Origin of the sequence: Cellulosimicrobium sp. PMB13 (assembly GCF_051294865.1) — a bacterium.
Classification (GTDB): Bacteria; Actinomycetota; Actinomycetes; order Actinomycetales; family Cellulomonadaceae; genus Cellulosimicrobium.
The window spans coordinates 3,271,896-3,292,909 of the sequence record NZ_CP145910.1 but is presented as its reverse complement, the minus strand read 5'-3'; the positions used below and the strand labels follow the sequence as shown (position 1 = coordinate 3,292,909).

Here is a 21,014-nt window from a genome sequence, read left to right as displayed (position 1 = left end):
AACTCACTATGAGGGTGGGATACAAGAGGCCTGCTGGCGGGTACGCTCGGCTCGTGACCGATCATGACGTCGAGCGCCCCGCGCCCGGGGCCGCTGCGCGCGGCGCCGCCAGCGAGGACGAGGCGGGGGAGTTCCTGTCCCTGCTGCACGCCGCCCTGCGCACCGTACGCCGCGAGGCGAGCGAGCGTCTCGAGCCGGCCGGGACGACCCCCGGACAGTTCCGGATGCTGCGGCACCTCGCGCGCTGCGACGGTCCGTGCCGGCTGGGCGCGGTCGCGGCCGCGCTCGACGTCGCCCCACGGTCGGTGACGTCCAAGGTCGACGACGCCGAGGCCGCCGGGCTCGTGCGGCGCACGCCCGACCCGCACGACCGCCGTGCGACCCTCGTCGAGCTCACCCCCCGGGGACGCGACGTCGTGGCGCAGGTGGGCGCGGAGCGGTCGAGCAGCGCCGGCACGCTGCTCGCGCGCCTCGACGCGGCGGACCGGCGAGAGCTCCTGCGGCTCCTGCGGGCGGTCTCGGGCGAGCCCGGCGCCTGACCGTTCGCGCGGTGTCCCGCGGGCACGGCTGGCAGGATGGGGCCCATGTTCCGCATCGGGTTGACCGGAGGCATCGCGGCAGGCAAGTCCGTCGCCCTCGCACGCTTCGCCGAGCTGGGCGCCGTGGTGATCGACTACGACGTCCTGTCGCGCGAGGCGGTCGCACCGGGGACGGTCGGCCTCGACGAGGTCGTCGAGGCGTTCGGCCCGCAGGTCCTCGCCGCGGACGGGACGCTCGACCGACCCGCGCTCGCCCGCATCGTCTTCGCCGACGACGCGGCGCGCGAGCGCCTCAACGCGGTGGTGCACCCGGAGGTGCGCCGGCTGGCCGCGGAGCACGAGGCCGCCGCCGCCGCGGCCGACCCGCGCGCCGTCGTCGTGCACGACATCCCGCTGCTCGTCGAGACCGGCGACCCCGCGCGGTTCCACCTCGTGGTCGTGGTGCACGCGCCGGCCGACCTGCGGGCCGACCGGCTCGCGACCCGCGGCCTCGACCCCGTCGAGGCCGCCGCCCGGATCGGAGCCCAGGCCGACGACGCCGCACGCCTCGCGGTCGCGGACGTCACGCTCGACGGGAGCGGGACGCCCGAGGCGCTGCGCACGCAGGTCGACGACCTCTGGGCCAAGGTCTGCACGGAGCTCGACGAGGAGAGCGAGGCCGACGCGTGACGGTCCTGGTCAGCGGGTTCGAGCCGTTCGGCGGCGACGACACCAACCCGTCGTGGGAGACCGCGCGGGCGCTCGCGGCCCGTGGGCGTGAGCTCGTGGGCGACGACGTCGTCGCCGTCCGCCTCCCGTGCACGTTCGATGGCGCGTGGCCGGTCCTCGAGGAGGCGATCCGGGAGCACGCGCCGACCGTCGTGGTCGCCCTCGGACTGGCGGGCGGGTCGCGGTCGGTGCGGCTGGAGCGCGTCGCGATCGACGTGGTCGACGCGCGGATCCCCGACAACGCGGGCGTCGCGCCCGTCGACGAGCCGGTCGTGGCCGACGGCCCGGCGGCGTACTGGTCGGGACTGCCGCTCAAGGGCGCGCTCGCCGCCCTGCGGGACGCGGGACTGCCCGTCGAGGTCTCGAACACGGCCGGGACCTACGTGTGCAACGCGACGTTCTACCGCCTCATGCACCACGCGTCCTCTGCGCCCGGTCTGCGTGCGGGCTTCGTCCACGTGCCGTCCGAGGACGTCCTCGCGGTCGACGACCAGGTGCGCGCGGTGGCCGTCGTGGCGCGGGCGGCGCTCGCGGGCGCGCGCGAGCCGGTCCTCGCGGCGGGCACCGAGTCCTGACCGGTCACCGATCGGCGACCGCCCTTCAGCCCTGCGCTGACGCCGCGTGTGGGTGTGGGTGGCGGGTCGTACGGTGGATGCCATGCGCCCCGTGACCGACCTGCAGCGAACCGCCGCGCCCTTCGAGGTGATCTCGGAGTTCCAGCCCTCGGGGGACCAGCCCACCGCGATCGCCGACCTCGCCGGCCGTGTCCGGGCAGGGGAGAAGGACGTGGTCCTGCTCGGCGCGACCGGGACGGGGAAGTCCGCGACGACGGCGTGGCTCGTCGAGGAGCTGCAGCGCCCGACGCTCGTCATGGCGCCGAACAAGACGCTCGCCGCGCAGCTCGCCACGGAGTTCCGCGAGCTCCTGCCCAACAACGCGGTCGAGTACTTCGTCTCGTACTACGACTACTACCAGCCCGAGGCGTACATCGCGCAGACGGACACGTACATCGAGAAGGACTCGTCGATCAACGACGAGGTCGAGCGCCTGCGGCACTCGGCGACGAGCTCGCTGCTGACACGGCGCGACGTCGTGGTCGTCGCCTCCGTGTCGTGCATCTACGGCCTGGGCACGCCCCAGGAGTACGTGGACCGCATGGTGCGGCTCGACGTCGGCATGGAGGTCGAGCGCGACGACCTCCTGCGCCAGTTCGTCACCATGCAGTACACGCGCAACGACCTGGCGTTCACGCGCGGCACGTTCCGCGTCCGCGGCGACACGGTCGAGATCATCCCGGTGTACGAGGAGCTGGCGATCCGGATCGAGTTCTTCGGCGACGAGATCGAGTCGATCCAGACGCTGCACCCGCTGACGGGCGACGTCGTGCGGTCCGAGCCCTCGATCCACGTCTTCCCCGCGACGCACTACGTCGCCGGGCCGGAGCGCATGGAGCGCGCCATCTCGTCCATCGAGGCGGAGCTCACCGAACGCCTCGCGGAGCTCGAGCAGCAGAACAAGCTGCTCGAGGCGCAGCGTCTGCGCATGCGCACCACGTACGACATCGAGATGATGCGCCAGATCGGCACGTGCTCCGGCATCGAGAACTACTCGCGCCACATCGACGGCCGCGTGCAGGGCACACCGCCCAACACGCTGCTCGACTACTTCCCCGAGGACTTCCTCCTCGTCATCGACGAGTCGCACGTGACCGTCCCGCAGATCGGCGCGATGTTCGAGGGTGACATGTCGCGCAAGCGCAGCCTCGTCGACCACGGCTTCCGGCTACCCAGCGCGATGGACAACCGTCCGCTGCGGTGGGAGGAGTTCGTCGAGCGGATCGGCCAGACGGTCTACCTGTCCGCGACCCCGGGCTCGTACGAGCTGTCGATGTCCGACGGCGTGGTCGAGCAGATCATCCGGCCGACCGGCCTGGTCGATCCGGAGGTCGTGGTCAAGCCCACCACGGGCCAGATCGACGATCTCCTGCACGAGATCCGCGAGCGCGCGGACCGCAACGAGCGCGTGCTCGTCACGACCCTCACGAAGAAGATGGCCGAGGACCTGACGGACTACCTGCTCGAGAAGGACGTCCGGGTGCGGTACCTGCACTCCGAGGTCGACACCCTGCGTCGCGTCGAGCTGCTGCGCGAGCTGCGCCTCGGCCAGTACGACGTGCTCGTCGGCATCAACCTCCTGCGCGAGGGCCTCGACCTGCCCGAGGTCTCCCTCGTCGCGATCCTCGACGCCGACAAGGAGGGCTTCCTGCGCTCCCCGACGTCGCTCATCCAGACGATCGGTCGCGCGGCCCGCAACGTCTCGGGCCAGGTGCACATGTACGCGGACCGGATCACCGCGGCGATGGCGGCGGCGATCGAGGAGACGGACCGGCGGCGCGAGAAGCAGGTCGCGTACAACCTCGAGCACGGCATCGACCCCACGCCGCTGCGCAAGCGCATCTCCGACGTGACCGACATGCTCGCGCGCGAGGACGTCGACACGGCCGAGCTGCTCGCGGGCGGCTTCCGCCAGCCGGGCAAGGGCAGCAAGGGCAAGGCTCCGGTCCCGGGCGGGCCCAAGGAGGGCGCGACGTCGGGCAACCGCCTCGCGGGTGCCGCGGCGAGCGACCTGGCCGAGCTCATCCAGGAGCTCAGCGACCAGATGCACGCCGCGGCCGGGGAGCTCCAGTTCGAGCTCGCGGCGCGCCTGCGCGACGAGATCTCCGGGCTCAAGAAGGAGCTGCGACAGATGCAGGCCGCGACCGCCTGAGCTCCGCGTGCCGGGAGAGGGCCGCCCGTCGGTCGGCGGATGATCTCGCCCGGTGACGACGTTGTGCCCTGGTGAGCCAGCATGACCTATGCTGGCTCCTCGTTGAAGGGGAGTATTCCTCCGCGGTGATGTCGTCATCACGACCGGCGCAGTCGTCGGTCCGGTGTCACCGGTCCCGCAGCCTCCGCACCGTTCTCCGCGGTCGTGCGCTGCGTGGCGGAAGAGACCTTCGGTACTCAGTGCTACGTACCGGAGGTTCCCTGCATGGACGTCCCCGTCTGGGTCTGGATCGTCACCGTCGGCGTCATCCTCGCGATGCTCGCCGTCGACTACGTCGGTCATGTCCGAACACCCCACGCCCCCAGCCTGCGCGAGGCCACGCGGTGGTCCATCGCCTACGTCGCCGTCGCGCTCGTGTTCGGCGTCATCGTCTGGGTCGTCTGGGGCGGCACGTACGGCGGCGAGTACTTCGCCGGGTACATCACCGAGAAGAGCCTGTCGGTCGACAACCTCTTCGTGTTCGTCCTCATCATGACCAGCTTCCGCGTCCCGAGGCTGTACCAGCAGAAGGTCCTGCTCATCGGGATCACCATCGCGCTGGTCCTGCGCACCATCTTCATCCTCCTGGGTGCGGCCGTCATCGAGAACTGGGCCTGGGTCTTCTACATCTTCGGCGCCTTCCTCATCTGGACCGCGGTCGCGCAGGCGCGATCCGGCACAGGTCATGACGAGGAGTTCTCGGAGAACGCGGTCCTGCGCCTCACGCGTCGGCTGTTCCCGACGACGGACACGTTCGTCGAGGACCGCATGACGACGAAGATCGACGGCAAGCGGTTCATCACGCCGATGCTCATCGTCATGATCGCGATCGGCAGCGCCGACCTGCTCTTCGCCGTCGACTCGATCCCGGCGATCTTCGGCCTGACGCAGGAGACCTACCTGGTCTTCGCCGCGAACGCGTTCTCGCTGCTCGGCCTGCGGCAGCTCTACTTCCTCATCGACGGCCTCCTCGACCGCCTCGTCTACCTCAACTACGGCCTCGCGGCGATCCTCGGGTTCATCGGCATCAAGCTCGTCATCCACGCCATGCACACCAACGAGGTGCCCTTCATCAACGGCGGCGAGCACATCACCGCCATCCCCGAGATCTCCACGCCCGTCTCGCTGGGCTTCATCCTCGTCGTCCTGACGATCACCACCGTCGCGAGCCTGGCCCGGTCGAACGCCGACCGTCGCCGTGAGGACTCGCGCATCCAGGAAGGTTCTTGATGGTCCACGAGCTCCCGCTCTGGTTCGAGTGGGCGTCGCTGTCGGCGCTCGGCGTCCTCCTCCTCGTCGACCTGTTCGTCGTCGGTCGGCGCCCGCACATCCCCTCGATGCGCGAGAGCGCGCTGTGGGTCGGGTTCTACGTCGCGCTCGCGCTCGCCTTCGGGGCGATCGTCGGCGCGATCGGGGGAGCGGCTCCCGCCGGGGAGTTCTACGCGGGCTGGCTCACGGAGTACAGCCTGTCGGTCGACAACCTCTTCGTCTTCGTCATCATCATGGCGAGGTTCGCGGTGCCCAAGGAGCAGCAGCAGCGCGTGCTCATGGTGGGGATCATCGTCGCCCTGGTGCTCCGCGGCGCGTTCATCCTCGCGGGCGCGGCCGTCCTCGAGCAGTTCGTCTGGGTGTTCTACCTGTTCGGCGCCTTCCTCGTGTACACCGCGATCAAGCTCGTCACCGGTGGTGACGAGACGGAGGAGTACCACGAGAACCGTGCGGTCCGTCTCCTGCGTCGCGTGCTGCCGATCGGCACGCAGTACGACGGCGGCCGCCTGCGCACGGTGGAGGACGGCCGCAAGGTCTTCACGCCGCTCGTCGTCGTCTTCCTGGCGATCGGCAGCACCGACCTGCTCTTCGCGTTCGACTCGATCCCGGCCATCTTCGGGCTGACCCAGGACCCGTTCATCGTCTTCACGACGAACGTCTTCGCCCTCATGGGTCTGCGCCAGCTGTATTTCTTGCTCGGCGGGCTGCTCGAGCGGCTGGTCTACCTGCCGATCGGGCTCGCGGTGATCCTCGGGTTCATCGGGGTCAAGCTCGTGCTGGAGGCGCTGCACGAGAACACCGTGCCGTTCATCAACGGCGGCGAGCACCTCGACGGCGTGCCGACGGTCCCGATCTGGCTCTCGCTCGTCGTGATCGTCGGCGCGCTCCTCGTGACCACCGTCGCGAGCCTCCTGCGCACGCGTGCGCAGGGCGCGGTCGCGGCGCGGGACGACGTCACCGACGCGGCGGCGGACGCCTCGGCGGTCGAGAGCGGGTCCGGCGTGGAGGCCGAGCCGGTCGACGCGACCGCCGTCGGGGACGCCCCGGCGCCGCGCGACGCGCCGTAACGCGTCAGGCGCGGTGCGCCCAGTCCCCGATCACGGGCGACCACGGACGCACCGTGCGCTCGGCCACCAGGCCGGCGAGCGCGAACGGGTCGGCGTCGAGGATCTCGGCCACAGCGGCCGGCGACCCGGCGTCGAGCACGAGGAGCGCGCCGGCAACCTCGTCCTGCGTCGCGGGCAGCGGCCCCGACGCGAGGAGCGTCCCCTGCTCGTGCAGCCCGCGGAGGAAGGCCCGGTGCTCGGCCCGGACCGCGTCCAGCTCGGCGGGACGGTCGGGGTAGACGTAGGTCACGACGTGGATCGGCATGGCGCCATTGAAGCAGGGCTCCGCACCGGCGCGGACAGCCGTCCGAGGGACCGCTCGCGACGCCGGCGTTGACGCCGCCGCGCCGCCGCCGCGACGTCGACCGCAATGTCGTGGCGCCGGGAACTCGTCGCTCCTAGTGTCGCGGGGCATGAGCGACCTCACGATCCTCGCCACGTCGGGCGGGTACGCGCCCGGACACCGGACGCGCGTCGCGCTCGGGCCGCTGGTGCACCACGCGGCCGAGCTCGCCGGCGTCGAGGGCACGCCGCGCGTCTGTCACGTCGGGACGGCCGGCGGCGACCAGTCGTGGTTCCACGCCGAGCTCGACGAGGCCGCGCGCGTCGCCGGGGTCCGGATGTCCCACCTCTCCCTGTTCAGCATGCCGAACGTGGACGACGTGGAGGCCTTCCTGCGCGAGCAGGACGTCGTCTGGGTCGGGGGCGGCTCGGTCGTCAACCTCCTCGCGGTCTGGCGGGCGCACGGCCTGCCCGAGATCCTGCGCGCGGTGGGGGAGAGCGGCGTCGTGCTCGCCGGCATCAGCGCCGGGTCGCTGTGCTGGCACGTGGGCGGCACGACCGACTCGTTCGGGCCCGAGCTGCGGCCGGTCACCGACGCCCTCGCGTTCGTGCCGTTCGGCAACGGCGTCCACCACGACGCGGAGCCCGGTCGTCGCCCGCTCCTGCAGCGGCTGGTCGCGCAGGGGACGCTGCCGACGTCGTACGCGACGGACGACGGCGTGGGCCTCGTCTACCGGGACGGGCACCTCGTGGAGGCGGTCACCGAGATCCGTGGCGCCGGGGCGTGGGAGGTACGGCGCGAGGAGGACGCCGACGGCGCGTCGACGGCGGTCGAGGCCCGCCTCGAGCCACGGGTGCTGCGCGGGGCCCGCTGACACGCCCGCACCGACTCACCAGCCGCGGGCGCGCCACGCGGCGAGGTGCGGGCGCTCCGAGCCGAGCGTCGTGTCGGCGCCGTGCCCGGGGTAGACCCACGTGTCGTCGCCGAACCGGTCGAAGACGCGCTCCGTGACGTCACCGAGGAGCTGGGCGAACCGCTCCGGGTCGTGGTCGGTGTTCCCGACACCGCCGGGGAAGAGCGAGTCACCGGTGAACAGGTGCACGCGACCGCCGACGCCCTCGTGCGCGTGCAGGGGCTCGCGGTAGGCGAGCGCCACCGACCCCGGGGTGTGACCACGCAGCGCCACCACCTCGAGGAGCGACCGCCCGACGGCGACCCTGTCCCCGTGGCGCAACCTCCGGTCGGCGGGCACTCCGGTGGCGGCCGTGACCGCGTCGGCGTCGGCGTCCCCGACCGCGAGGGCGGCGTGCGTCGCGGCGACCACGTCTGCCAGCGCCCCGACGTGGTCGTGGTGACGATGGGTCGTGACGACGGTCGTCAGGCGCCCTGCCGGGGCCCCGTCGACCGACGCCTCGGCGAGGAGCGAGAGCAGCCGGCGCGGCTCCGCGGCCGCGTCGACGAGGACCTGGTCGCCGGTGTGCCGGCACGTGAGGAGGTACGCGTCGTTCGCCATCGGCCCGACCGCCGCCTTGCGGATCTCCAGGTCGTCGAGCCGGCGGACGTCCGACGGCCCTCCCACCACGACCTCGCCCGTGTACGTCATGGCCACAGTCTGCCTCGCGCACGGTCGTGGCGGTCCGGCGCGACGGCGCGCTGTCGGTCGTGATGCGCGGGCGAGCGTCGGGTGCGGAACTGCCGCGTCGTCGGGCCGCAGCGCATGGACCTTCGGGGACCGATCGGTGCGGATCCGGAGAAGAGCCGTCGAACATCTGTGCGAGTGTCGGTGGTCGGTCGTACCATTCTTCGGTGAGCAATCGCCTCGTCATCTCCGGTGCCCGCGAGCACAACCTCCGCGACGTCGACCTCGACCTCCCGCGCGACCAGCTCATCGTCTTCACCGGCCTGTCGGGGTCCGGGAAGTCGTCGCTCGCGTTCGACACGATCTTCGCCGAGGGCCAGCGGCGGTACGTCGAGTCCCTGTCCGCGTACGCCCGGCAGTTCCTCGGGCAGATGGACAAGCCGGACGTCGACTTCATCGAAGGGCTGTCGCCCGCGGTCTCGATCGACCAGAAGTCGACCAACCGCAACCCCCGGTCGACGGTGGGCACCATCACCGAGGTCTACGACTACCTGCGCCTGCTCTTCTCGCGCGCGGGCACCCAGCACTGCCCGGTGTGCGGCGAGCGGGTGACCGCCCAGACGCCGCAGCAGATCGTCGACCGCCTGCTCGAGCTGCCCGAGGGCACGCGCTACCAGGTGCTCGCGCCGGTCGTGCGCGGTCGCAAGGGGGAGTACTCCGAGCTCTTCAAGGAGCTGCAGGCCAAGGGCTTCGCCCGCGCGCGCGTCGACGGCGAGGTCCGCACGCTCACCGACCCGCCGGCGCTCGAGAAGAAGCTCAAGCACGACATCGAGGTGGTCGTGGACCGGCTCGTCGCGCGCGACGGCGTGCAGCGCCGGCTCACCGACTCCGTCGAGACGGCGCTCGGCCTCGCGGGCGGGCTCGTCGTCGTCGAGCTGGTGGACGCCGAGGCCGACGACCCCGCTCGCGAGCGCCGCTTCTCGGAGAAGCGCGCGTGCCCCAACGACCACGAGCTCGCTCTCGACGAGGTCGAGCCGCGCACGTTCTCCTTCAACGCGCCCTACGGCGCGTGCCCCGAGTGCACGGGCATCGGCTTCCGCCTCGAGGTGGACCCGGACCTCGTCATCCCGGACGAGGAGAAGTCGCTGGCCGAGGGCGCCGTCGCGCCGTGGGCGCAGGTCTCGTCCGAGTACTTCGAGCGCGTCCTGACGGCGCTCGCCGACGATCTCGGCTTCTCCATGGACACGCCGTGGCGGGCGCTGCCCGAGCGTGCGAAGAAGGCCGTCCTGCACGGGCAGAACCACGAGGTCCACGTCCGGTACAAGAACCGGTGGGGCCGCGAGCGGCAGTACTCGACGGGCTTCGAGGGCGTCATCACGTTCCTCGAGCGTCGTCACTCCGAGACCGAGTCGGACTGGTCGAAGGAGAAGTACGAGGCGTACATGCGCGAGGTGCCGTGCCCCGTGTGCCGCGGCGCGCGCCTCAAGCCCGAGGTGCTCGCGGTCAAGGTCGGCGGGAAGTCGATCTGGGACGTGTGCCGGCTCCCGCTGCGCGAGGCCGCGCAGTTCCTCGGCTCGCTGGAGCTCGGGCAGCGCGAGCGCGCGATCGCCACGGAGGTCCTCAAGGAGATCGACGCCCGCCTCGGCTTCCTGCTCGACGTCGGCCTGGACTACCTCTCGCTCGAGCGCCCGGCGGCGACGCTGTCCGGAGGAGAGGCGCAGCGCATCCGGCTCGCGACGCAGATCGGCTCCGGTCTCGTCGGCGTCCTCTACGTGCTCGACGAACCGAGCATCGGCCTCCACCAGCGCGACAACCGCCGCCTCATCGAGACGCTCACGCGCCTGCGCGACCTCGGGAACACGCTCATCGTCGTCGAGCACGACGAGGACACCATCCGTACGGCGGACTGGATCGTCGACATCGGCCCGGGTGCGGGCGAGCACGGCGGTCGCGTCGTGCACTCAGGCGACTACGCCGGGCTGCTCGAGGCGCCGGAGTCGGTCACGGGCGCCTACCTGTCCGGGCGGCGGAGCATCCCGCTGCCCGCCGAGCGACGGCCGACGGACCCGGACCGGCAGATCACGGTCGTCGGCGCGCGCGAGCACAACCTCACGGGCATCGACGTGAGCTTCCCGCTCGGGACGTTCACGGCCGTGACGGGCGTGTCGGGGTCGGGCAAGTCGACCCTGGTCAACTCGATCCTCTACACGGTGCTCGCGAACGAGCTCAACGGCGCCCGTCAGGTGGCCGGGCGGCACACGCGCGTCACCGGGCTCGACCACCTGGACAAGGTCGTGCACGTCGACCAGGGCCCGATCGGGCGCACGCCGCGTTCGAACCCGGCGACGTACACGGGCGTGTGGGACCACGTCCGCAAGCTCTTCGCCGAGACCACCGAGGCCAAGGTCCGCGGCTACACGCCGGGCCGCTTCTCGTTCAACGTCAAGGGCGGGCGCTGCGAGGCCTGCTCGGGCGACGGCACGCTGAAGATCGAGATGAACTTCCTCCCGGACGTCTACGTCCCGTGCGAGGTGTGCCACGGCGCGCGGTACAACCGCGAGACGCTCGAGGTGCACTTCAAGGGCAAGACGGTCGCGGACGTGCTGGACATGCCGATCGAGGAGGCCGCGGAGTTCTTCGCCGCGGTCCCGGCGATCTCGCGCCACCTCAAGACGCTCGTCGAGGTCGGGCTCGGCTACGTCCGGCTGGGCCAGCCCGCCCCGACGCTCTCGGGCGGTGAGGCGCAGCGCGTGAAGCTCGCGAGCGAGCTGCAGAAGCGCTCGACGGGGCGCACGATCTACGTCCTCGACGAACCCACGACGGGCCTGCACTTCGAGGACATCCGCAAGCTGCTCGGAGTCCTGCAGTCGCTCGTCGACAAGGGCAACTCCGTCCTTGTCATCGAGCACAACCTCGACGTCATCAAGAGCGCCGACTGGGTCGTCGACATGGGGCCCGAGGGCGGCTCGGGCGGCGGGAAGGTCGTCGCGCAGGGCACGCCCGAGCAGGTCGCGCGGGTCGCCGCGAGCCACACCGGGCGGTTCCTCGCGGAGATCCTCGACGAGCACCCCGACGTGCCGGTCGGCGCACCGGCGCAGGACCAGGCCGACCCGACGCCGGCCGCCACCAAGGCCAAGGGCAGGTCCTCGCGGGCCCGCCGGGCGACCGACGAGCCCGGTCCCGGTCGGAGCACCACCCGGCGCAAGGCCTCGGCGGCCTGACGCCCGTCAGGCCACGGCGCGACGTGCCGGTGCCGGCTCGACGAGGACGCGGAAGTTCACCGAGCGCGCGATGAAGCAGTGATCGTGCGCGCGGTGGTGCAGGACGGCGAGAGCCTCGTCGTCGGTGCCCGGGCCGTCGTCGACCACGACGCGCGGGTGCAGCGTCACGTCGGTGAACTGGCCCTCGCCGCCGGACTCGACGCGCATCGTGCCGGTGACGTCGTCGACGTACTCGCGCACGACGACGCCCGCCGCCGCGGCGAGGTGCAGGAACCAGAGCATGTGGCACTGGGACAGGCTGACGACGAACAGCTCCTCGGGGCTGTACCGCGTCGGGTCCCCGCGGAACGCGGGGTCGGCGGACCCGGGCAGGGGCGGGCGCCCGTCGAGGAGCACGTCGTGGTCCCGGTCGTACGAGGTGTAGGAGCTCGTGCCCCTCGTGCCGGCGCCGGTCCAGCGGACCGTCGCGGCGTAGCCGTGCTGTGCGCTCATGGCGTCACCCTAGCGGCCGGTGACAGGGATCACACCCAGCGCACCGGACCGCTCGCTGTCGGTGCGCTGACCTACGCTGGAGACCATGGCTGACCCCGCGACGTACCGCCCTGCGCCGGGGGAGATCCCCACCTCGCCCGGCGTCTACCGGTTCCGGGACGAGCACGGCCGCGTCATCTACGTCGGCAAGGCGAAGAACCTGCGCTCCCGGCTGTCGAGCTACTTCCAGGACGTCGCCAACCTCCACCACCGCACCCAGACCATGGTCACCACGGCGGCGTCCGTCGAATGGACCGTCGTCGGGACCGAGGTCGAGGCTCTCGCGCTCGAGTACACGTGGATCAAGGAGTTCGACCCGCGGTTCAACGTCAAGTACCGCGACGACAAGTCGTACCCGTACCTCGCGGTGACCATGGGGGAGGAGTTCCCCCGGGCCCAGGTCATGCGCGGCGCGAAGCGTCCCGGCACGCGCTACTTCGGCCCGTACGGCCACGCGTGGGCGATCCGCGAGACGCTTGACCTCCTGCTGCGCGTCTTCCCCGTGCGCACCTGCTCGGCGGGGGTCTTCAAGCGCGCCCACCAGACGGGCCGGCCGTGCCTGCTCGGCTACATCGACAAGTGCTCGGCGCCGTGCGTCGGGCGCATCACGCCCGAGGACCACAAGGCGCTCGCGGAGGACTTCTGCGACTTCATGGCGGGGGACACGCAACGCTTCGTCAAGCGCCTCGAGCGCAAGATGCGCGAGGCCGCCGCCGCGATGGAGTACGAGGCCGCGGCGCGCCTGCGCGACGACCTGGGTGCGCTCCAGCGAGCCACGGAGAAGAACGCCGTGGTGCTCGGCGACGCGACGGACGCGGACGTGTTCGCGCTCGCGGGCGACGAGCTCGAGGCCGCGGTCCAGGTGTTCCACGTCCGCGGTGGCCGCATCCGCGGCCAGCGTGGCTGGATCGTGGAGAAGGTCGAGGACGTCACGGACGCCGAGCTCGTCGAGCACCTGCTGCAGCAGGTCTACGGTGCGGCGGAGGAGGCCGCGGCTCTCGACGCGCGCACCGGGGCGGGGGCGCGCGGCGGCGCCCGCGACGTCGTGCCGCGCGAGGTGCTCGTCCCCGTCCTGCCGCCCGACACGGACCAGGTCACCACGTGGCTGACGGGCCTGCGCGGCGCCCGCGTCGACGTGCGCGTCCCGCAGCGCGGGGACAAGAAGGAGCTGGCCGCGACCGTCCGGGCCAACGCCGAGCACGCGCTCGCGCTGCACCGCACGCGCCGCGCGGGCGACCTCACGACCCGCAGCCAGGCGCTGCGCGAGATCCAGGAGGCGCTCGACCTCGACACCGCGCCGCTGCGGATCGAGTGCTACGACGTCTCGCACAACCAGGGCACCTACCAGGTCGCCTCGATGGTCGTGTTCGAGGACGGTCTCGCCCGCAAGAGCGAGTACCGGCACTTCACGATCCGCGGGCCCGAGGGCGACGGCGCACGCGACGACACCGCGGCGATGCACGAGGTCATCTCGCGCCGGTTCAAGAGGTACGTCGCGGACCGGTCGCGTTCGGGCGAGGTGGAGCTGGACCTCGAGGCCGACGACGTCGGCGCCGGTGGCGACGCCGCCGACCGCGAGGCGCAGCGTGCAGCAGCCGTCGCCGGCTACGTCCCGCGCAGCGGCGAGGTCGACCCCGACGCCCCGACGGACCGGCGTGCGCGCTTCGCGTACCCGCCGAACCTCGTCGTGGTCGACGGCGGCCCGCCCCAGGTCGCGGCCGCCGCCCGCGCGCTCGCCGAGCTGGGTGTCGACGACGTCGCGCTGTGCGGCCTGGCGAAGCGCCTCGAGGAGGTCTGGCTCCCGGGCGAGGACTACCCGGTGATCCTCCAGCGCTCGTCCGAAGGCCTCTACCTGCTGCAGCGCGTGCGCGACGAGGCCCACCGGTTCGCGATCAGCCAGCACCGGAAGAAGCGCAGCAAGGGCATGACGGTCTCGGCGCTCGACGAGGTCCCCGGGCTCGGACCGGCGCGCAAGGCGGCGCTGCTCAAGCACTTCGGCTCGGTCAAGCGGCTGCGCGCCGCGAGCGCCGAGGAGATCGCGACGGTCCCCGGGATGGGAGCACGCACGGCGCAGGCCGTCGTCGCCGCGCTCGCGGACGGCCGCACGACCACGGCGCCGGACGCCGGCACGGACACGCCGGACGCCGGGTCCGACGCCCCGGCCACCGGCACCGCCGGCCCGGACACACCGGTCACGGACGCCGCCATCGTCAGCCGGTGACCGGCTGGCATGCTGGGACCATGAGACCGGAACCCTCCCCGACCACGGTCCCGAGCGGCATCCCGGCGATCGAGGCGGCCACGCACGCTCCCGAGCGCCGCGAGCCGGAGGTGCTCATCATCACCGGCATGTCCGGTGCGGGGCGCTCGCGCGCCGCCGCGGTCCTCGAGGACCTCGACTGGTACGTGGTCGACAACCTGCCGCCGCGCATGATCGTGCCGCTCGTCGACCTCATGACGCGGTCCGGCTCGACGCTCGAGCGCATCGGCGCCGTCGTGGACGTGCGCGGACGCGAGTTCTTCACCGACCTGGTCGAGGTCCTCGACCACCTGCGCCAGAACGGCGTCTTCTACCGGATCCTCTTCCTCGACGCCTCGGACGAGGTCCTCGTCCGCAGGTACGAGCAGGTGCGCCGCCCGCACCCGCTGCAGGGGGAGGGGCGCATCCTCGACGGGCTCGGCGAGGAGCGCCGCCTGCTCGCGAGCCTCGAGGAGCGCGCCGACGTCGTCATCGACACGTCCGAGCTCAACGTGCACGACCTCGCGCGCGAGGTGCGCTCTGCCGTGGCCGAGGGCACGCCGGACACCCTGCGGATCAACGTCGTCTCGTTCGGCTTCAAGTACGGGCTGCCGCTCGACGCCGACCACGTGGTCGACGTGCGGTTCCTCGCGAACCCGTACTGGATCACCGAGCTGCGCCACCTCACCGGGCGGGACGTCCCGGTGCGCGACTACGTCCTCGGACGACCGGGTGCGGTCGAGTTCGTCGACCGGTACGTCAGCGCCCTCGAGCCGGTCCTCGCGGGCTACCTCGGCGAGGAGAAGCGGTACGTCACGATCGCCGTCGGGTGCACCGGCGGCAAGCACCGCTCCGTCGCGATCAGCGAGGCGATCGCCGCGCGCCTGCGCGCGCAGGGCCAGCGCGTGACCGTCACGGCACGCGACCTCGGGAAGGAGTGAGCCCGTCGTGGTCACGAGGAGGTCCCCGGCGGTCGTCGCGCTCGGCGGCGGTCACGGGCTGTCCGCGAGCCTGTCGGCGCTGCGGCTCATGTCCGACCGGCTCACGGCCGTCGTCACCGTCGCCGACGACGGCGGGTCGTCCGGGCGCCTGCGCACCGAGCTGGGCGTGCTGCCCCCCGGGGACCTGCGCATGGCGCTCGCGGCGCTGTGCGACGACTCCGAGTGGGGCCGCACGTGGAGCGCGCTCCTGCAGCACCGGTTCACGTCCGAGGGCGACCTCGACAACCACGCGGTGGGGAACCTGCTCATCGTCGCGCTCTGGGAGCTCCTCGACGACCCGGTCGCCGGTCTCGACTGGGTGGGGCGCCTGCTCGGGGCGCGTGGTCGCGTGCTGCCCATGGCGGCCGTGCCGCTGGGGATCGAGGCGGACGTCCGGACGGGGGACGGGCTCGAGACCGTCGTCGGGCAGAGCCGGGTCGCGGTGACCCACGGACGCATCGAGCAGCTGCGCCTCGTGCCGCCCGACCCGCCGGCGTGCCCCGAGGCGGTCGCCGCCGTGCGGGACGCGGACTGGGTCGTCCTCGGGCCGGGGTCGTGGTTCTCGTCGGTCATGCCGCACCTGCTGGTCCCCGAGCTCGCCGCCGCGCTGCACGAGACGAGCGCACGCCGCTGCGTGACGCTCAACCTGTCGAGCGAGGCCGGCGAGACGTACGGGCTCTCGGCGACCGACCACCTGGAGGCGCTGCACAAGCACGCGCCAGGGCTCCTGATCGACGCCGTGGTCGCGGACCCGACCGCGGTCGAGGACACGGAGCAGCTGGCCGAGGCGGCCCAGCGCATGGGGGCACGCCTCCTGCTGCGCCAGGTCGCGCTCGGTGACGGCACGGCGCGCCACGACGCCCTGCGTCTCGCCGCGGCGTACCGCGACGTCTTCGACGACTTCCTCGGCGACGTCGGGACGCGCACGCGCTGACCCGACACCGGCCGCTGCGACATCGGCCCGCGGCCTCCCGGGGCCCGCGGAGCGGGGCCGGGTGCCTCCGGCACCGCCCGCCCGGCCCCCCGATCGATGGCAGGATGTCGCCATGGCGCTCACGGCACAGGTGAAGGACGAGCTGGCACGGGTGCGGGTGGACAAGACCTCCTGCCGCAAGGCCGAGGTCTCGGCGATGCTCCGCTTCTCCGGCGGGCTGCACCTCATCTCCGGCCGCATCGTCATCGAGGCCGAGCTCGACACCGCGATCGCCGCCCGGCGCCTGCGCGAGACCATCGCGGACGTCTACGGCCACACGAGCGAGCTGATCGTCGTCTCGGCGGGCGGCCTGCGCAAGAGCAGCCGCTACGTGGTGCGCGTCGTGCGCGACGGCGAGTCGCTCGCCCGCCAGACGGGGCTCCTGGACCAGCGGGGCCGCCCCGTGCGCGGACTGCCGCCGCAGGTCGTCTCCGGTGGGGTCGAGGAGTCCGAGGCGGCGTGGCGCGGCGCGTTCCTCGCGCACGGCTCGCTCACGGAGCCGGGACGCTCGTCCGCGCTCGAGGTCACGTGCCCCGGCCCCGAGGCCGCGCTCGCGCTCGTGGGCGCAGCGCGACGGCTGGGGATCTCCGCGAAGTCGCGCGAGGTGCGCGGCATCGACCGTGTGGTCATCCGCGACGGCGACGCGATCAGCGCGCTCCTCACGCGGCTCGGCGCGCACGACGCCGTCCTCGTCTGGGAGGAGCGGCGCACGCGTCGCGAGGTCCGCGGCACGGCGAACCGCCTCGCGAACTTCGACGACGCCAACCTGCGCCGCTCGGCACGGGCCGCCGTGGCGGCGGGCGCCCGCGTCGAGCGCGCCTTCGAGATCCTCGGCCCCGACCTCCCCGACCACCTGCGCGAGGCGGGCGAGCTGCGCCTGGCGCACAAGCAGGCGTCCCTCGAGGAGCTCGGCCAGCTCGCCGACCCGCCGCTGACCAAGGACGCCGTCGCCGGCCGCATCCGCCGGCTGCTCTCGACCGCGGACAAGAAGGCGGCCGAGCTGGGCATCCCCGACACCGAGGCCGGCCTGAGCCCCGAGCTCCTCGACCTCTGAGGGGCCCGACCTCGGCGCACGACGGTGCGGGCAGCCCGCGGTCCCGGTCCTGTTGCGCGCCCCGCGACACGTGGCACCGTAGACGGCACGCACGTTCGGGACCATGGTCCCGAAGTGTGGGATCCAGGTCACACGATGGAGAGGTGTTGGTATAGGCTCGGGTACGTCAGGTGACAACGACGTGCTCCTTCGCTGACACCCCTCGTGGGCGTGGGTGGTCCCGGCTGTCGCCGTGGCGTTCCCGCGAGCACGACGGGTGCTGAGCCGATGATCGGGCAGCGAGCACGAGCGTGATCACCACCTGCGTACGCCGTCGTACGTGATCGTTCGGCATCAACCGTGTGCGTCGGTACACCCGGCGCGCCCTGAGGAGGGCATTGTGACCATCCGCGTCGGTATCAACGGCTTCGGCCGTATCGGACGGAACTTCTACCGCGCCATCGTGGCGTCGGGCGCTGACATCGAGATCGTGGGGGTCAACGACCTCACGGACAACAAGACGCTGGCGCACCTGCTCAAGTACGACACGGTCCTCGGCCGTTTCCCCCTGAGCGTGGACTTCGACGACGAGAACATCATCGTCGACGGCAAGAAGATCCGTGCGCTCGCCGAGCGCGACCCGGCCAACCTCCCGTGGGGCGAGCTGGGCGCCGACATCGTCATCGAGTCGACCGGCTTCTTCACCGACGCGACGAAGGCCAAGGCGCACATCGACGGCGGCGCCAAGAAGGTCATCATCTCCGCCCCGGCGAAGAACGAGGACGCGACGTTCGTCGTCGGCGTCAACTCGGACCAGTACGACCCGGCGGCGCACCACATCATCTCCAACGCGTCGTGCACCACGAACTGCCTCGCCCCGCTCGCGAAGGCGCTCAACGACTCGATCGGCATCGAGCGTGGCCTCATGACCACGATCCACGCCTACACGGGTGACCAGAACCTGCAGGACGGCCCGCACCGCGACCTGCGCCGCGCCCGTGCCGCCGCGCAGAACATCGTCCCCACCTCGACGGGTGCCGCCAAGGCCGTCTCCCTCGTGCTCCCCGAGCTCAAGGGCAAGCTCGACGGCTTCGCGCTCCGCGTGCCGACGATCACCGGCTCGGCCACGGACCTCACCTTCACCGCCTCCAAGGAGGTCACGGTCGAGGAGGTCAACGCCGCGGTCAAGGCTGCCGCCGAGGGCCCGCTCAAGGGCGTCCTGTCCTACGTCGAGGACGAGATCGTCTCGAGCGACATCGTCACCGACCCCCACCAGAGCATCTTCGACTCGAAGCTCACCAAGGTGATCGGCGACCAGGTCAAGGTCGTCTCTTGGTACGACAACGAGTGGGGCTACTCGAACAGCCTCGTCGCGCTGACCCAGCTGGTCGGCGACAAGCTCTGACCCTGCCGCTCCCGTAGCGCCAGCCCTGAGCAGCACCATGCGTCCGCGTGCGCGTCCCCGGCCACGGCCGGTGACGCGCACGCGGACGTCCTCATGTGCGGGCCGCGCCGGCAGGACGCCGGCGCCCCGCACGACGGCGACCGAACCGTAGGAGACCGCATGAAGACCATCGACGACCTGGGCGACCTGCGCGGCAAGCGCGTGCTGGTCCGCTCGGACTTCAACGTCCCGCTCGACGGGACGACCATCACGGACGACGGCCGCATCCGCGCCGCCCTGCCCACGCTGAAGAAGCTCACCGACGCCGGCGCGAAGGTGATCGTCACGGCGCACCTCGGCCGCCCCAAGGGCGAGCCGGACGCGAAGTACTCCCTCGCGCCGGTCGCGGCCCGCCTCGGCGAGCTGCTCGGCGTCCCGGTGCATCTCGCGCAGGACGTCGTCGGCGCGTCGGCGCAGTCGACCGTCGAGGCGCTCGGCGAGGGCGAAGTCGCCCTCCTGGAGAACATCCGCTTCGACGCGCGCGAGACGTCCAAGGACGAGACCGAGCGCCAGTCCCTCGCGAACGACCTCGCGGGCCTCGCGGACGCGTTCGTGTCCGACGGGTTCGGGGTCGTGCACCGCAAGCAGGCGTCCGTCTACGACGTCGCGCAGGTGCTGCCCGCCGCCGTCGGCGAGCTCGTTCTCAAGGAGGTCGACTCCCTCAAGCGCGCGACCGAGGACCCGCAGCGGCCGTACGCGGTCGTGCTCGGCGGCTCGAAGGTCTCCGACAAGCTCGGCGTCATCGCCAACCTGCTCACCAAGGCCGACCGCCTGCTCATCGGCGGCGGCATGGTCTTCACGTTCCTCGCGGCCCAGGGCCACCAGGTCGGCAAGTCGCTGCTCGAGGCCGACCAGATCGACACGGTGAAGGGGTACCTCGCGGACGCCGAGAAGAACGGCGTCGAGATCGTCCTGCCGACCGACATCGTCGTGGCGGACGCGTTCGCGGCCGACTCGCCGCACGAGGTCGTCGCCGCCGACGCGATCCCCGCCGACAAGATCGGCCTGGACATCGGCCCGGCGTCGGCCGAGCTGTTCGCGAGCAAGATCGTCGACGCGAAGACGGTCGTGTGGAACGGCCCGATGGGTGTGTTCGAGTTCGACGCGTTCGCCGGCGGCACGCGGGCCGTGGCCCAGGCGCTCGTCGACGCGACCGCGCAGGGCGCGTTCACGATCGTCGGCGGCGGCGACTCCGCAGCGGCCGTGCGCACCCTCGGGTTCGACGAGGCCGGCTTCAGCCACATCTCCACCGGTGGCGGCGCGAGCCTCGAGTTCCTCGAGGGCAAGGACCTGCCGGGGATCTCGGTCCTCGAGGCCTGATCCCGCCCCTGCACCATCCCCGACGCGCGGCCCCGGGAGGACCGGGGCCGCGCGCCATGACGAGAGAAGACGAGACCGTGGCGAACCGCACCCCGCTCATGGCGGGCAACTGGAAGATGAACCTGGACCACCACCAGGCGACGCACACCGTGCAGAAGCTGGCATGGACCCTCAAGGACGCGAAGCACGACTACTCGGCCGTCGAGGTCGCCGTGCTGCCGCCCTTCACCGACCTGCGCTCCGTGCAGACGCTGGTGGACGCCGACAAGCTCGAGCTGAAGTACGGCGCGCAGGACGTCTCGGCGCACGCCGAGGGCGCGTACACCGGCGAGATCTCGGCCTCGATGCTCGCGAAGCTCGGCGTCTCGTACGTCGCGATCGGGCACTCCGAGCGCAGGCAGTACCACGGCGAGTCGGACGCGCTGGTCAACGCGAAGATCGTCGCGGCCGTCGGTCAGGGCCTCGCCCCGATCCTCTGCGTCGGTGAGGGCCTGGACGTGCGCAAGGCGGGCGAGCAGATCGCCTACACGCTCGCCCAGGTCGAGGGCGCGCTGGCCGGGCTCCCGGCGGCGCAGATCGCCGACCTCGTCATCGCCTACGAGCCCGTCTGGGCCATCGGGACGGGCGAGGTGGCGACGCCCGAGGACGCCCAGGAGGTCTGCGGCGCGATCCGTGGCGCCCTCGGCGACCTGTACGACGGCGACGTCGCCGCGGCGACGCGCGTGCTCTACGGCGGTTCGGTGAAGTCGTCGAACGTCGCCGCGATCATGGCGCAGCCGGACGTCGACGGCGCGCTCGTCGGCGGCGCGAGCCTCGACCCCGAGGAGTTCGCGAAGATCGCGCGCTACCAGGCGCACGCCACCGCGTGAGCCGTGCCCGTGGTCCCCGGTCGCGTCGCGCACCGGGGACCGCGGGCGGCCTGGCCCCGGCGGTCGCCCTGCACGGGCTCCGTACCCGCCTGCGGGACGGGCGGCGGTGGCCAGC

At 72.2% G+C, this 21,014-nt stretch carries 18 protein-coding genes; 15 read left to right on the top strand and 3 right to left on the bottom strand.

Annotated elements, in window-relative coordinates; translation table 11 throughout:
* Positions 1-53: 53 nt before the first annotated feature.
* The 6 genes from V5D56_RS14850 to V5D56_RS14825 all read left to right on the top strand — a co-directional run bounded on the left by V5D56_RS14850 (position 54) and on the right by V5D56_RS14825 (position 6,388).
* Positions 54-539: a MarR family winged helix-turn-helix transcriptional regulator gene (locus V5D56_RS14850; protein ID WP_435736067.1), complete on the top strand. Its 486-nt coding sequence runs from the start codon at positions 54-56 to the stop codon at positions 537-539.
* A 45-nt stretch (positions 540-584) separates the two neighbouring features.
* Entirely contained in the window at positions 585-1,208 is a 624-nt protein-coding gene (gene coaE / locus V5D56_RS14845) for a dephospho-CoA kinase (RefSeq protein ID WP_435736066.1), read from the top strand.
* Positions 1,205-1,822, top strand: coding sequence for a pyroglutamyl-peptidase I (locus V5D56_RS14840; protein ID WP_435736065.1), 618 nt, complete (start codon positions 1,205-1,207; stop codon positions 1,820-1,822). The genes coaE and V5D56_RS14840 overlap by 4 nt, the downstream gene beginning before the upstream one ends.
* 82 nt (positions 1,823-1,904) lie before the next feature.
* A complete protein-coding gene (gene uvrB, locus V5D56_RS14835) occupies positions 1,905-4,013 on the top strand; it encodes an excinuclease ABC subunit UvrB (protein WP_435736064.1) in 2,109 nt (702 codons plus the stop codon).
* 264 nt (positions 4,014-4,277) lie between these two features.
* On the top strand, positions 4,278-5,282 hold the full coding sequence (locus V5D56_RS14830) for a TerC family protein (RefSeq protein ID WP_435736063.1): 1,005 nt from the start codon (positions 4,278-4,280) through the stop codon (positions 5,280-5,282).
* A complete protein-coding gene (locus V5D56_RS14825) occupies positions 5,282-6,388 on the top strand; it encodes a TerC family protein (protein WP_435736062.1) in 1,107 nt (368 codons plus the stop codon). The genes V5D56_RS14830 and V5D56_RS14825 overlap by 1 nt, the downstream gene beginning before the upstream one ends.
* A 4-nt stretch (positions 6,389-6,392) precedes the next feature.
* Here V5D56_RS14825 and V5D56_RS14820 read toward each other — a convergent pair whose 3' ends face one another.
* Positions 6,393-6,692 carry a YciI family protein gene (locus V5D56_RS14820; RefSeq protein ID WP_435736061.1) on the bottom strand — a complete coding sequence of 100 codons (300 nt, stop codon included), beginning with the start codon at positions 6,690-6,692 and terminating at the stop codon, positions 6,393-6,395.
* A 148-nt stretch (positions 6,693-6,840) separates the two neighbouring features.
* Between V5D56_RS14820 and V5D56_RS14815 the strand changes: the two genes are divergently transcribed.
* Entirely contained in the window at positions 6,841-7,584 is a 744-nt protein-coding gene (locus V5D56_RS14815) for a Type 1 glutamine amidotransferase-like domain-containing protein (protein ID WP_435736060.1), read from the top strand.
* Between the two features lie 15 nt (positions 7,585-7,599).
* Here the strand turns inward: V5D56_RS14815 and V5D56_RS14810 are convergent, their stop codons facing one another.
* Entirely contained in the window at positions 7,600-8,313 is a 714-nt protein-coding gene (locus tag V5D56_RS14810) for an MBL fold metallo-hydrolase (protein ID WP_435736059.1), read from the bottom strand.
* Positions 8,314-8,516: 203 nt separating this feature from the next.
* Here V5D56_RS14810 and uvrA point away from each other — a divergent pair, with 203 nt between their 5' ends.
* Entirely contained in the window at positions 8,517-11,510 is a 2,994-nt protein-coding gene (gene uvrA / locus V5D56_RS14805) for an excinuclease ABC subunit UvrA (protein ID WP_435736058.1), read from the top strand.
* Positions 11,511-11,516: 6 nt separating this feature from the next.
* Here uvrA and V5D56_RS14800 read toward each other — a convergent pair whose 3' ends face one another.
* A complete protein-coding gene (locus tag V5D56_RS14800) occupies positions 11,517-12,002 on the bottom strand; it encodes an OsmC family protein (protein WP_435736057.1) in 486 nt (161 codons plus the stop codon).
* 85 nt (positions 12,003-12,087) lie between these two features.
* On the opposite strand from V5D56_RS14800, the gene uvrC reads away from it, so the two are divergent.
* The 7 genes from uvrC to tpiA all read left to right on the top strand — a co-directional run bounded on the left by uvrC (position 12,088) and on the right by tpiA (position 20,899).
* Positions 12,088-14,262 carry an excinuclease ABC subunit UvrC gene (gene uvrC, locus V5D56_RS14795; RefSeq protein ID WP_435736056.1) on the top strand — a complete coding sequence of 725 codons (2,175 nt, stop codon included), beginning with the start codon at positions 12,088-12,090 and terminating at the stop codon, positions 14,260-14,262.
* Between the two features lie 20 nt (positions 14,263-14,282).
* Positions 14,283-15,221, top strand: a complete 939-nt coding sequence (gene rapZ, locus V5D56_RS14790; protein ID WP_435736055.1) for an RNase adapter RapZ — start codon at positions 14,283-14,285, stop codon at positions 15,219-15,221.
* A 7-nt stretch (positions 15,222-15,228) separates the two neighbouring features.
* Complete coding sequence (locus V5D56_RS14785) at positions 15,229-16,194, top strand: gluconeogenesis factor YvcK family protein (protein ID WP_435736054.1); 966 nt, start codon at positions 15,229-15,231, stop codon at positions 16,192-16,194.
* Positions 16,195-16,306: 112 nt separating this feature from the next.
* Entirely contained in the window at positions 16,307-17,287 is a 981-nt protein-coding gene (gene whiA / locus V5D56_RS14780) for a DNA-binding protein WhiA (RefSeq protein ID WP_435736053.1), read from the top strand.
* A gap of 379 nt (positions 17,288-17,666) precedes the next feature.
* On the top strand, positions 17,667-18,671 hold the full coding sequence (gene gap / locus V5D56_RS14775; protein ID WP_251151132.1) for a type I glyceraldehyde-3-phosphate dehydrogenase: 1,005 nt from the start codon (positions 17,667-17,669) through the stop codon (positions 18,669-18,671).
* 159 nt (positions 18,672-18,830) lie between these two features.
* Positions 18,831-20,030, top strand: a complete 1,200-nt coding sequence (locus V5D56_RS14770; RefSeq protein ID WP_435736052.1) for a phosphoglycerate kinase — start codon at positions 18,831-18,833, stop codon at positions 20,028-20,030.
* A gap of 77 nt (positions 20,031-20,107) precedes the next feature.
* A complete protein-coding gene (gene tpiA / locus V5D56_RS14765) occupies positions 20,108-20,899 on the top strand; it encodes a triose-phosphate isomerase (RefSeq protein WP_435736051.1) in 792 nt (263 codons plus the stop codon).
* Positions 20,900-21,014: the final 115 nt, after the last annotated feature.

What these genes read in the sequence shown, in the direction of transcription:
- whiA (WP_435736053.1), top strand. Translation starts at nt 16,307, where the DNA reads ATGGCGCTCACGGCACAGGTGAAGGACGAGCTGGCACGGGTGCGGGTG.
- coaE (WP_435736066.1), top strand. Translation starts at nt 585, where the DNA reads ATGTTCCGCATCGGGTTGACCGGAGGCATCGCGGCAGGCAAGTCCGTC.
- V5D56_RS14810 (WP_435736059.1), bottom strand. Translation starts at nt 8,313, where the DNA reads ATGACGTACACGGGCGAGGTCGTGGTGGGAGGGCCGTCGGACGTCCGC.
- V5D56_RS14830 (WP_435736063.1), top strand. Translation starts at nt 4,278, where the DNA reads ATGGACGTCCCCGTCTGGGTCTGGATCGTCACCGTCGGCGTCATCCTC.
- V5D56_RS14825 (WP_435736062.1), top strand. Translation starts at nt 5,282, where the DNA reads ATGGTCCACGAGCTCCCGCTCTGGTTCGAGTGGGCGTCGCTGTCGGCG.
- V5D56_RS14770 (WP_435736052.1), top strand. Translation starts at nt 18,831, where the DNA reads ATGAAGACCATCGACGACCTGGGCGACCTGCGCGGCAAGCGCGTGCTG.
- uvrB (WP_435736064.1), top strand. Translation starts at nt 1,905, where the DNA reads ATGCGCCCCGTGACCGACCTGCAGCGAACCGCCGCGCCCTTCGAGGTG.
- V5D56_RS14815 (WP_435736060.1), top strand. Translation starts at nt 6,841, where the DNA reads ATGAGCGACCTCACGATCCTCGCCACGTCGGGCGGGTACGCGCCCGGA.
- uvrC (WP_435736056.1), top strand. Translation starts at nt 12,088, where the DNA reads ATGGCTGACCCCGCGACGTACCGCCCTGCGCCGGGGGAGATCCCCACC.
- V5D56_RS14800 (WP_435736057.1), bottom strand. Translation starts at nt 12,002, where the DNA reads ATGAGCGCACAGCACGGCTACGCCGCGACGGTCCGCTGGACCGGCGCC.
- rapZ (WP_435736055.1), top strand. Translation starts at nt 14,283, where the DNA reads ATGAGACCGGAACCCTCCCCGACCACGGTCCCGAGCGGCATCCCGGCG.
- V5D56_RS14820 (WP_435736061.1), bottom strand. Translation starts at nt 6,692, where the DNA reads ATGCCGATCCACGTCGTGACCTACGTCTACCCCGACCGTCCCGCCGAG.